The sequence below is a fragment of the Hyphomonas sp. genome, assembly GCF_013823385.1.
GTDB lineage: Bacteria > Pseudomonadota > Alphaproteobacteria > Caulobacterales > Hyphomonadaceae > Hyphomonas.
Genome location: NZ_PNMA01000007.1, coordinates 21419 through 33570, shown reverse-complemented (window position 1 = coordinate 33570; position 12152 = coordinate 21419). Strand labels below are relative to the sequence as shown.

9 protein-coding genes are annotated in these 12152 nt (G+C 61.1%); 7 read left to right on the top strand and 2 right to left on the bottom strand.

The annotated features are described in order from the left end of the window. Positions 1 to 45 precede the first annotated feature (45 nt). Both C0456_RS06295 and C0456_RS06290 read right to left on the bottom strand, forming a co-directional pair. Positions 46 to 891, bottom strand: a complete 846-nt coding sequence (locus C0456_RS06295) for a crotonase/enoyl-CoA hydratase family protein (protein ID WP_291049706.1) — start codon at positions 889 to 891, stop codon at positions 46 to 48. 150 nt (positions 892 to 1041) lie between these two features. Next, on the bottom strand, positions 1042 to 1503 hold the full coding sequence (locus C0456_RS06290) for an Lrp/AsnC family transcriptional regulator (RefSeq protein WP_291049703.1): 462 nt from the start codon (positions 1501 to 1503) through the stop codon (positions 1042 to 1044). Positions 1504 to 1672: 169 nt separating this feature from the next. Between C0456_RS06290 and C0456_RS06285 the strand changes: the two genes are divergently transcribed. The 7 genes from C0456_RS06285 (at position 1673) to C0456_RS06255 (ending at position 12146) form a co-directional block, all read left to right on the top strand. After that, entirely contained in the window at positions 1673 to 2404 is a 732-nt protein-coding gene (locus C0456_RS06285; RefSeq protein ID WP_291049700.1) for an aspartate/glutamate racemase family protein, read from the top strand. A 206-nt stretch (positions 2405 to 2610) separates the two neighbouring features. Beyond that, positions 2611 to 3195: a sigma-70 family RNA polymerase sigma factor gene (locus C0456_RS06280; RefSeq protein ID WP_291049698.1), complete on the top strand. Its 585-nt coding sequence runs from the start codon at positions 2611 to 2613 to the stop codon at positions 3193 to 3195. 37 nt (positions 3196 to 3232) lie between these two features. Beyond that, positions 3233 to 4324, top strand: a complete 1092-nt coding sequence (locus C0456_RS06275) for a FecR domain-containing protein (protein WP_291049696.1) — start codon at positions 3233 to 3235, stop codon at positions 4322 to 4324. Between the two features lie 227 nt (positions 4325 to 4551). Continuing rightward, positions 4552 to 7941 carry a TonB-dependent receptor gene (locus C0456_RS06270; RefSeq protein ID WP_291049693.1) on the top strand — a complete coding sequence of 1130 codons (3390 nt, stop codon included), beginning with the start codon at positions 4552 to 4554 and terminating at the stop codon, positions 7939 to 7941. Positions 7942 to 8029: 88 nt separating this feature from the next. Further along, positions 8030 to 9370 carry an amidohydrolase gene (locus tag C0456_RS06265; protein ID WP_367179220.1) on the top strand — a complete coding sequence of 447 codons (1341 nt, stop codon included), beginning with the start codon at positions 8030 to 8032 and terminating at the stop codon, positions 9368 to 9370. After that, positions 9367 to 10635 carry an amidohydrolase family protein gene (locus C0456_RS06260; RefSeq protein ID WP_291049688.1) on the top strand — a complete coding sequence of 423 codons (1269 nt, stop codon included), beginning with the start codon at positions 9367 to 9369 and terminating at the stop codon, positions 10633 to 10635. The genes C0456_RS06265 and C0456_RS06260 overlap by 4 nt, the downstream gene beginning before the upstream one ends. 113 nt (positions 10636 to 10748) lie before the next feature. Beyond that, positions 10749 to 12146: a sodium:alanine symporter family protein gene (locus C0456_RS06255; protein WP_291049686.1), complete on the top strand. Its 1398-nt coding sequence runs from the start codon at positions 10749 to 10751 to the stop codon at positions 12144 to 12146. Positions 12147 to 12152 lie beyond the last annotated feature (6 nt).

Below are 12152 nucleotides of genomic sequence, written 5' to 3'. Positions count from 1 at the left end.
GAGGAGGGGCCCATTGCGTAGCAATGGGAGGTGAGGGTCTTCCGGTTACATCGGCTCTGTACGGACAGGCGCGAGGTCTGGATAAACCGGCTCGCGTTTTTCGGCGCGGGCGGCGAAGGCTTCGGCCATGTGGGGCGGGGGGAACATCGCCGCGTTCCAGACGCCGATATAGTCCAGCGTATCGGCGGTGGTGTGGTCGCGCCCGTAATTGATGAGGACCTTGGAGCCGGTGACGGCGAGGGGGTTTTTCGAGGCAATTTCGCGGGCCGTGGCGAGGACGCCGGCGACGAGCTCTTGATGGGTGTCGTAGATGTCGTTCACCAGGCCGATTTCCTTGGCCTTGGCGGCGTCGATGCGGCGGCCTGTGTAGGCGAGTTCCTTGACCCAGCCTTCGGGGATGTAGCGCTGGAGGCGCGGGAAGGTGCCAACGTCCGCAGTCATCGCGATGTTGATTTCCATGATGCAGAAATAAGCATCTTTCGTGCACCAGCGGATGTCGCCGGCAGTGATCATGTCGATGGCCCCGCCAATGACCGCGCCATGGCAGGCGAAGAGGACCGGGATGCGGGCTTCTTCCATGCAGTTGAAGGATTGCTGGATGGCTTTGACATTGCTGCGGAATGCCTCGGCGGAGACGTAGCGGTCATGCTCGGCGGCGGGGCGGGGGCTGGTGAAGACGGACGTGTCCATGCCGGCGGAGAAGTGCTTGCCGGTGGAGGAAATGACGATGACGCGGGCGAGGGCATTGTTGTCGATGGTGCGGACGATCTCGGGCAGTTCATTCCAGAACGCCTTGTTCATCGTGTTCATCGCCTCGGGGCGCGACATCTGGATATGGGCGACCTTGTCCTCGATGGTGACCTTGAAGGCTTCGTACTTGTCTTTGAGCATGGGGTGTCTCCTCCGTTTAAGGAGAAGTGTAGCAGGCAGCGGCGCCGCGGCGAGGGGTGACGCGGGGGGAATGGGCGGGGCTTGTTGCCGTCTCCCGGCGCGGCGGCTTGACCATACGGGTACGGAAGAGGCGCTGGCCTGGGGGCCGGTTCAGATATGCCGGGTGGGCAGGCCGGGGGAGAGTTTTACTGTCTCCATCGAGATGTAGGCGGACATGTCGTACATCTCCATCCGCTTCAGGAGCTGTTTGTAGACCGTGTCGTAATATTCGACATTGGGCAGCACCAGCTTCAGGATGTAGTCGAAATTCCCGGTCAGGCGATGGACCTCGACGATTTCCGGAATCGCATTCACGGCATTGTGGAACTGGTCGAGCCAGTCCTTGGAGTGCCGGCCGGTGCGCACCAGCAGAAAGATCGTCGTCGGCAGGTTGATCTTCTTCCGGTCGAGCATGGCCATCGCGCCGGTGATGTAACCCTCGGCCCGCAGCCGGGCGATCCTTCGCGAACAGGCCGAAGGGGAAAGCGACAGGGCCTCGGCCATGTCAGCCACATGGGTCTCGGCATTTTCCTGAAGCAGGGCGAGAAGCTTGCGGTCGCGGTCATCCAGCATGAGGAATGTATAGCGCCATATGCATACCAGGCGCAATCCAGATGCGTGTTAGTTTGACAAAGCGCGTCACACTTGCGCAAATATATCAAAATTCCTCCAGGATCGCGCGCCGGATCTCGGCAGGGTGGGGTATGCATAGGGGAGCGTTCGCATAACCGGAGCAGGCAGGATGAAAACCATCGGACTGATTGGCGGCATGAGCTGGGAGTCCACAGCGACTTACTATCGCTACATCAATGAAGCGGTGCGGGACCATCTGGGCGGGCTGGCCTCTGCGGATGTGATCCTCAACTCGCTCGACTTTTCCAATGTGGTGGCCCTTCAGACTGCGGACCGCTGGGATGAAGCCGGCGTTCTGCTTGGCACGGCCGGCGCCGGGCTGGCGCGGGCGGGGGCCGATTGCGTCCTGATCTGCACCAACACGATGCATCTTGTCGCCGATAAGGTGGCGCGCATGTCCGGGGTGCCTCTTATTGATATCATTGATGAAACAGCCGCCGCCCTGAAGGCTGACGGCCGGAGCCGGCCGCTGCTGCTGGCGACACGCTACACGATGGAGCAGGGCTTCTACACCCGGCGCATGGCGGCCCATGGCATCGACGTCCTCATCCCTGAGGCAGACGACCGGGCCAGGGTTCACGGGATCATCTTCAACGAGCTGTGTCAGGGCATCATCCAGGACCAGTCCCGCAGCCTGCTGCATGAGATCATCGCGGCCTCGGCCGAGCGGGGCGCAGATTCGGTCATTCTCGGGTGTACCGAGATTCAGCTCCTGATTGACGCCGGAGAGCTGGCGCTGCCGGGCTACGATTCGACGGCGATTCATGCCGCCGCGGCTGTGCGCTTTGCGCTTTCCGGCGGAAAGGATGAGGCCTGCCGGGCGGCTGCAGAAAGGGTTTAGCAGGGCTGATTGTTAGCTGCGGCGCTGGGCGTTAGGTGCGGGAACTGCTCAAGAAACGCGCAGACCCCGCACAAAGCCGACTGGTTCAGACCGTAAGGGGCGCGCCGCTGGCAGGTGGCGGGGCAGGGAGTGAGGAATCTGGCGGCCGCAATGGGGTAATCCCCGGAGGATTGCGGCGGTCAGATAAGAGGATTGGAATGGTTTGAATGGCGTCTGATGCGACCCACCCGAGAAGGGATGCCCAGGGCGGCATTTTTTCGGTATTTCGCGAACAGGAAGCGGCCCTCCGCCGCTTCGTGCGCCGTATCTCTCCTTCCAGCTCAGACATCGATGATATTGCCCAGGAGACCATCCTGCGGGCGCTCCAGGCCGAGCGGGAGCGTGATATCCAGCAGCCCAAAGCCTATCTCTACACCATCGCCCGCAATGTCGTGCGCGATGCCCTCGATAAAAAATCACGTTCTGTGATCGATTTCATTGAGGATTTTGCCCCGGAGTCCGTCTCATCCCATGAGCCTCTGATTGAGGATCAGGTTGAGGGACGCCAACGCATGCTGTTGTTCTGGGAGGCAGTGGCGACGTTGCCGGAACAATGCCAGCAGGTGTTTGTGTTAAAGAAGGTCTACGGCTATTCTCACGCGGAAATTTCCAGGAAGCTGGGAATCTCGGTCAGCACCACCGAGAAGCATGTGGCGGCGGGCCTGAGGCGTTGCTGCGATTTCCTGGACCGCCGGCTTGCAGAAAGCGGTTCGGGTGAAGCACGCCGCTGGTGGGCCGGTACGGGAGAATAAGCTGGCCTGAAAATGGCAGCGATAGAAGCGGTGTGAGATGACAAGAAAAGATGCGCTCTCGCCCGATGCGCCGGACCTGGTGTCGGAAGCGACGGCCTGGCTGGCGCAGCTTGAGACCGGCAAACTCTCCAGGGAAGATCTCGCCGCCTTCCGGGAATGGGTCCAGCGCAGCCCGCGCCATTATGCGGAAATCCGCCGGCTCGCCGAACTCTCCCGCGAGGTGAACGTTCTGGCCGGGATGGCAGACCCCTTGAGGGAAGCAGCCAAGCGCCAACGGATTGTGCGCCGGGGCGCGACGTCTCCGCGCCGCGCCGCGCCTGTGCTCGGCTGGGGCGCGCTGGGGCTGGCCGCGACCTGCGCCCTCGCTTTCGCCCTGTTTGCCGGCCCGCCGGGCATCGCGCCTCAGGCGCCTGAGCCGATTTATCTGGTAACGCCCGTAGGAGAAACCCGCGAGGTCGCACTGGAAGACGGCTCGAAGGTCAAGCTCAATACAGACAGCCGGGTTGAAGTGGCGTTCGCAAAGGGGCGCCGCAATGTCTATCTGGAAAAGGGGGAGGCGTTCTTCGAGGTTGCCCATGACACTGCCCGGCCCTTTACGGTGTATGCTGGCGACCGCTCTGTCACCGCTGTCGGGACCGCATTTTCCGTCCGCTGGACGGATGAGGAGCTTGTCGTCACCGTCTCCGAAGGCAGGGTCGCCTATGGCGAGGCCCCCCTACGGACGGCGAAGTCCTCAGCGCCGGGGAGTGCAGAGATCATGCCGGCGGCGGCCCCTTCCCAGCCGGCGGCCCGGAAGATGCTGGGCGCGGGGCAGCGGCTGGAAGTTTCCCCGCTCAACCGTGCCGAACTGGTGGAGCGCCTTCCCGAAAACGTGCTGTCGCGTGAACTCGCCTGGCGGTCCGGCTTCCTCGACTTTCAGGATGCGCCGCTGCGAGAGGTGGTGAGCGAGATGCAGCGCTACACGCCGCAGGAGATCGTGATCCTTGACGAGGAGCTTGCCGATCTGCGTTTCGGGGGTGTGTTCCGTATCGGGCAGACACAGGCCTTCTTCGAGGCGCTTGAGCTATCCTTCGGGGTGGATGTCGAGCAGACAGCGGACAACAAGCTGATCCTGAAGTCCGTAAACTGACAAGTTGGGGAACTTCGCGCAGTGCTGGCGGTATCGGAAACTTGCAAAGGGTGATTCAGATTCAACATCCTGTTACGCCATGACAAAAAACATCACAAAAGAACAAAACTTCATGGGGGTTTTTCGAAGCTCCGCCGTCTTACCCTTGAGACGGCCAGCAGGGGCGTTCGACGTTTGGGGTAATCAGGAGGAAAGGGAACCATTCAATGCCCAATGAGGCTGTTCGCTTGGCGTTCGGTCTCGCGACGCTGGCGGTCGTGGCCGCTAGCACAGCAGCTGCGCAGGAAAAGTACGAGATCAATATTCCGGCAGCTTCGGCTGCAGATGCGATCCGCTCTCTTTCCTTTCAGACGGGGCATTCGGTTCTCTTTCAGACAGAAGATGTTGGCACGGTTACCACCAACGCGATCAAGGGGCAGATGACCCTCCGGGAAGCCATGGATAGGCTTTTCGAGGGGACGACTCTCTCAGGCGGTCTCACGGACAGCGGGATCATTACGATCTCGCCGGCCGTAGGTCGAAACCGATATGGTCTGGAGAGCGATGTGACCAATTCAATTTCTAAGCGTACCCTTATGGCGACGGTGTCCGCCATTGTGTTCGGCGCCGCAGGTGCTCAGGCGCAGGCGGTTGATGCCGCTGAAGAGACAAAACGAGAGCAAGTCATCGTGGTCGTCGGTAGCCGGATTGCCGGCGCTGATGTCGGCGGCGCGCTTCCGGTGACTGTGGTTGGCACGCAGGAAATTGAGGCGATTGCGGCCGTTTCCGGTGAAGATCTCTTCCGTTCAATCCCGCAGTTCGGCGATGTGAGCTTCAACCAGACTTCCGGTCAGGTCAGCAGCAACTTCGCGCGGGGCGATGTCGGGTCGGTCGATCTGCGCAACCTGGGCGTGGGCAGCACGCTGGTGCTGATCAATGGCCGGCGCGGCGTGAACTATCCCAGCAGCCAGGCGAGCGGCACGCTTGCGCCTGTGCTGACATTCAACTCCAACACCGTCCCGGTGAACGGCATCCGGCGCGTCGAAGTCCTCCGGGATGGCGCGGGCGCCATCTACGGCTCCGATGCGGTGGCAGGCGTCGTCAACATGGTGCTGCAGGATGATTATGATGGTGCACGGATTGATGCCCAGTATGGCGGCGCGCCTGACACCAATCTTGAAGAGTGGAGCGTAAACGGACTGTTCGGCAAGAACTTTGCCGAAGGCCGCGGAAACGTCACCCTCTTCGCCAACTATACCGACCGTACGGCCCTGCTTGCTTCGGACCAAGAGTTCAGCGCCACCGGCGATCTGCGGCCATTGTTTGCCGGGACTGCATTTGAAGGCAACGCATCGCTTCTCAATGACAGCACGACCATTCCCTGGGGATCGTTCCAGACGGTTGGCAACGTCCGCGTACGCCAGAATGGCACCTCGCTGACCAGCGCGGCGGGCGCGTTCCATGTGCAACCCTCTACCAATGCCGGCTGTCTTGCAGCCTTGCCGGGGGGCATCTGTATTGACGACGCGGCACCTGCCACCGGGGCCACTGGCGCGGACGCCAATCTGCGCTGGGACGGGCGGAACAGCTTCCCCATCTCTCTCAACCCGTCGCTCCAGCGCCTCAACCTGTTCTCGATGGGCAAGTATGAGCTCGAGAACGGAATGGAGCTTTTTGGCGAGGCAGGATATTATCTGGCCGAGACCGAAAGCGTTCAGGATTCGGTGTTCACGATCGGCTCCATCCGGATGACGATCCCGGCTTCCAACTACTGGAACCCCTTTGGTCCGGTGACCTTTGCCGATGGCAGCGTCAACCCAAACCGGCTTCCGGGGATTGATGCGCCTGCGGGAGGCCTCCCGATTGTCCTCACCGGGCTGCGGTTCTCCGATCTCGGGCCGACGACGGTGCGGGTGAAGGCGGAGCAGTATCGCGCCCTGGCAGGTCTGCGCGGTGATTTTGGCCAATGGGACTGGGAGACGGCCCTTCTCTACAGCGAAGCAAAGGTGGATGACCGGCAGGAGGGCGTGAGTGCGACTGCCCTGCAGGCCAACCTTGCGCTCTCCACGCCCGACGCCTTCAATCCGTTCAATGGCGGCGATCCCCTCAATCCGGGGCGGGACAATACCTTCAGTTCCCAGGTGGCGATTGACGCCATCATGATCGAGGCAAACCGCGTCAACAAGACGACCCTCTTCCAGTGGGATGCCAATATCACCCGGTCTGACCTCTTCTCCCTCTGGGCAGGCGATGTCGGTGTGGCGGCGGGTGTAGAGTACCGCCGTGAAACCCAGCTCGACGACCGCGACGAGAACGTTGACGGCACCGTGACCTGGTTTGACACGGTTCTGGGCACGACGCAGGAAAGCAACCTTTTCGGCGTAAGTCCGACGCCGGACAATAGCGGATCGCGCAATGTGGCGTCTGCCTATGTCGAATTTGCAGTGCCGCTGGTTTCGCCGGAAATGAATATCCCGCTGATGCAGTCGCTGCGGCTGCAGCTGGCCGGGCGCTACGAAGATTACAGTGATTTCGGCAGCGTGGCCAAACCCAAGGTGGCGGTTGCCTGGGATGTGATTGATGGGTTCCGTATCCGCGGCGCCTATTCGGAAGGCTTCCGCGCGCCGAACCTTGAGCAGGTCAATGCAACCCTGGTCACGCGCGGCAACACCCGCGTTGACTATGTGCGGTGTGAGGCTGATCTGCGGGCCGGCCGGATTGCGTCCTTCAACGACTGCAATGCCAGCGTGGTTGCCACGGCGCGCCGTGCCGGCAACCCGGATCTTCAGCCTGAAGAGTCGACCAACTGGACGACAGGCTTTGTCATCCAGCCCCAGTCCCTTCCGGACTTCCTGGGAAGGATGACTTTCACGGCGGACTACTGGTCGATTGAGCAGACGGGGATCGTCGGCGTGTTCGGCGAGGGGAATGCGTTGATCGTAGACTATCTCGACCGCGTTCAGGGCACCACCAACTCGAACGTAATCCGGCTTGATCCAACGGCAGACGATATTGCCCGCTTTGCGGGTACGGGGCTCGCTCCCGCTGGTCAGGTTCTGTATGTTGACGACATCTATCAGAACCTGCAGCCGCAGACTGTGGAAGGGGTCGATCTCAGCTTCCTCTGGAATCTGTCGGGGACACGGATCGGGGATTTCGATTACAGCCTGAACGCTTCGCGCCTGCTTACCTATGAGCGGGGCGTTTCGCCGGGCATTGCCGCGCTGTTCGAGGCGCGCGAAGCCGGCTTGATCAACGAACTAACCGAACTGCCGGAATCGGCCAGCCTGATCGAGCAGAATGGCAACCCGAAATGGCGTGTGTCCTCGTCTCTGACCTGGACCTACAACCAGTTCCGGGTCGGCATGAACGCCACCTATGTCGGCGGTGTGGATGACACCTCCATCCGGGATGGCAACGGCAAGTTCATGCGGGTCGACGATCACACGGTTGTCAACCTCTATGGCCAGTACAGCTTCGAAGGGGAAGGCCCGCTGAGCAATACCCGCCTTCGGATCGGCGCCCGCAATCTGTTCGACAACGATCCACCGCTGGCGGATGAAACCTACGGATATATGGGCTCGCTCTATTCGCCGATCCCCAGATATCTCTATGTGAGCGTTCAGAAGGAATTCTGATCCCGGCTTGAGATGCCCGGCGCTGGAGGCCAGCGCCGGGCACTTGCATTATCAACGCAAACTCCCATTGAAACAGGATCATGAGACGATGAACGTTCGCGCCTGTCTGTTGGGGGCTTCACTGCTGATTGGCTTGTGGCTACCTGCCGCGGCGCAGCCGGAAGGTCCCTACCCATCCACCTATTCGCCCGGTCCGTCTCCGCCCACGGCAATCGTCGGAGCAACTGTTCTGACGGCGGAAGGGCCTGCCGTTCCCGGCGCAACCATCCTGTTCCGGGACGGAAAGATTACCGCTATCGGCAAGGATCTTGATCTGCCATCGGATGTTCAGGTGATCGACGGCAAGGGAAAATGGGTTACCCCCGGCATCATCGACATTCATTCCCATCTCGGCGTGTTTTCTTCGCCGGGCGTGCCGTCGATGCGCAATGGCAATGAAAAAACCGGCAAGAACACAGCGGAAGTCTGGGCGGAGCATTCGATCTGGCCCCAGGATCCCGGCTTTGAGATGGCGCGCCGGGGCGGGGTGACCACGCTGGCAATCCTTCCTGGATCGGCAAACCTTTTTGGCGGGCGCTCCGTAACCATCAAGAATGTTTCCTCAGTCAGCGTTCAGGGCATGAAATTTCCCGGCGCGCCCTATGGGGCCAAGATGGCTTGCGGCGAAAATCCCATCGTCTACGCCGCCCGCGGAAATGATCCGTTCACCCGCATGGGAAACATGGCCGGGTTCCGCTCGGCCTTCATCGATGCCCAGGCTTACCTCGAAAAGAAGAGAAAAGGTGAAAGCCAGAAAACAGATCTGCGGCTTGAGACCCTGGCCGGTATTTTGGCCGGGGACATTACAACGCATATCCACTGCTATCGCGCCGATGAAATGATGCAAATGATCGATCTCTCGAAGGAGTTCGGCTTCAAGATCGGGGCGTTCCACCATGCCACGGAAGCCTACAAGATTGCCGATACGCTGGCCGACGAAGGTATTGGCGTGGCGACCTGGGCTGATCGCTGGGGCTTCAAGCTGGAAGCGTATGATGCGGTGCCCCTGAACGTAGCGGCGCTGGAATGGGCGGGGGTGCATACGATGCTGCATTCCGACAGCGCCGTTCTCGTGCAGCGGCTCAATCTGGAGGCGGCGATGGCGATGGCGTCGGCCCGCCGTGTGGGAGAAGAGATCAGCCCGGAAGTGGCGATTTCATGGATCACGCTGAATCCGGCGATCACGCTCGGGATTGCTGACCGGACGGGGAGCCTCGCGCCTGGAAAAATGGCCGACCTTGTTCTGTGGTCTGCCGATCCGTTCAGTGTCTATGCGGTCGCGGAGAAGGTTTTCATCGACGGGGTCAAGGTTGTGGACAGGGATGATCCTGCCACGCAGCCGGATTCTGATTTCCTCCTGGGGCAGCCGGTTTTGGAGGCAGCACAATGATTGATCGGGCGATAGTGCTTGTTGTTGGTATTGCAAGCCTTGCGGCTTCGGCCGTGGCCGAGCCGGTGGCGCTGCGCGGCGCGCGGATCATGACGGCGGACAAGGCCGGAACGATCGAGAGCGGGACGGTCCTTATAGACAAAGGGCGGATTGTTTCGGTGGGGGCGGACGTCCGCCTTCCGGCTGGGACCCAGGTGGTTGACATGACCGGAATGACGATCACGCCGGGCTTCATCGCGACAGATTCCGTGATTGGAATGGTTGAGATTTCGGGCGGATCGGACGCCGCTGAAACGTCAAGCCGTTCGGGACGTATCAGCGCCGGATATGACGTACAGTATGCGATCAATCCGCTGTCGACAACCATTCCCGTTGCCCGCAAGGGCGGCGTTACCCGGGCAATCGTCATGCCCAATCCGGGGGCGGACAATGCAACCTTCTCCGGGCAGGCCGCCATTCTGAGCCTGCAGGAAAGCCTGCAGCCAGAAATCATCCCGCATGTTGGCGTGGTCTGGGATATGCGCACCGGCGCCTATGGCCGGGGGGCAACCTTCGTCCAGTTCCGCTCCGACCTTGCCGATGTGCGCCGCTATGCGAAGGACCCGAAGCTCTTTGCCAAGGGCGAGATTGTGTCGCGACAATGGTCTGAGCCCGACCTTGCAGCGCTGGTCCCGGTCATCCGGGGCGAAAAGCCGATCACCGTGCGGGTGGACCGCGCGTCTGACATTCTTACGCTTATCGACATCGCATCGGCTGAAAAGATCAAGCTGGTGCTCGTCGGCGCTGCGGAAGGATGGGTGGTTGCCAATCAGATCGCGCGCGCGGGCATTCCGGTGGCCATTGATCCCAGCGACAATCTGCCGGGCGATTTCGACGAGATCGGCGCCACTTCAGACAATGCTGCAAAGCTTCATGCGGCGGGCGTGCGGCTCATCATCCGGGGCGGAGCGGCGGCACATGACGCCGGCAAGGTCCGGTTCTTTGCGGGAATGGCGACTGCGCGCGGCGTTCCGGCGGAAGACGCCCTGAAAGCGATTACGGCAACGCCCGCCATGATCTGGGGAGCATCCGACCTCGGATCAATTGCCGCTGGCAAGCGCGCGGATGTTGCCATCTGGTCGGGCGACCCCTTCGAGCCGGCAACCGAGCTCCGCGGGCTTTATATCGGCGGCCAGGAACAATCGCTCCTCTCGCGCCAGGATTCTCTGGAAGCCCGCTACATTCCCGCTGCCCAGCGTTCGGCTGCCCGCACAGGCGGAGAATAAGCACCATCGGGGAGCGGGCCTTCTGCGGAAGCCGGCTCACCGCCCTTCAATTTTTGGCTTTGTAAGGATCGGACAGGGTGTCCGGCCATCGCAGCATTCTGACCGGAGGAAACATGGTCTCTCTTGATGAGGTGTTCGCGCCGGCTGCGTCTTTCTTCAACGGGATCATTTTCTATTCCCTGAAGGCCGGGGATGTGGAAGTGCCTCTGGTCGTGCTGTGGCTGGGATGCGGGTCGGTTGCCATTACGCTGGCGCTCCGTTTCCTGAACATAAGGGGCTTTGCCCATGCCTGGAAAATTCTCATCAAGGGCGCTCCGAAGGATCATAATACCAAGGGTGAGATTTCCCATTTCGAGGCCCTTTCTGCGGCCTTGTCCGGCACGATCGGCCTCGGCAACATCGCCAGCGTTCCCATTGCCATCGTACTTGGCGGGCCGGGCGCGATCTTCTGGATGCTGGTGGCGGGCTTCTTTGCGATGTCTACCAAATTTGCCGAATGCGCCCTGGCGGTAAAATACCGGAAGATCTCCGCCGACGGCCGGGTTTCCGGCGGGCCGATGTATTACATCGAAGAGGCGTTTGCCCGGCTGAAGCGGCCGAAGCTTGGCAAGGTGCTGGGCGTGATGTTCGCCCTCATGGCGGTTGGGGCATCGGTCAGTATTTTCCAGATCAACCAGGCATATGTGCAGTTCGAACGGGTGACCGACATCAAGGCGCCTTTCCTGTTCGGGGTCGTTCTGGCTGTCCTGATTGCCGTAATTGTTCTGGGCGGTATCCGGTCGATCGCCAGGGTTACCTCGCGGCTGGTGCCGGCCATGTGCGCGCTCTATCTCGGGGCGGGCTTCGTGATCCTTGCTGTCAATGCCGGGCATATTCCCATGGTGCTGCGGCAGATTTTCGAAGGCGCGTTTGGTCTGGACGCTGCTGCGGGCGGGGCTGTCGGCGCGCTGATAAACGGGCTGAAGCGGGCCACCTATTCCAGCGAGGCGGGCACCGGCTCGTCGGCCATCGCGCACTCGGCTGTCCGGACGAACAATCCGCTGACGGAAGGATATGTGGCGCTGGTCGAACCGTTCATCGATACGATTGTGGTCTGCCTGACGACCGGGCTCATCATCCTCGTCACCGGCGCCTGGCAGTCGGGCATACCCATGGGGATCGGGATGACCTCCTATGCCTTTGAATCGGTGTTCCCCTGGTTTGCCTATATCCTGTGCGCGTCCGTGATTCTGTTTGCCTTCTCCACGGCAGTGAGCTGGGCCTATTACGGCTCAAAGGCGGTGGGATACCTTTTCAAGGACAGTCAGCGGGCGGACGTGATCTACAAGCTTGCCTTGTGCGCCGTGCTTTCCACCGGCGCGCTGGTGCAGCTGGTGCATATCGTGGACTTCATCGACGCAACGCTCTTTGCAATGGCAATCCCCAACCTGCTGGCTGTCTTCATCCTGCTTCCGGAACTGAAGCGGGATCTGGCGCGCTACGAGCTTGGACTGGCCAAGGCGGCTCGCTGAGGGGCT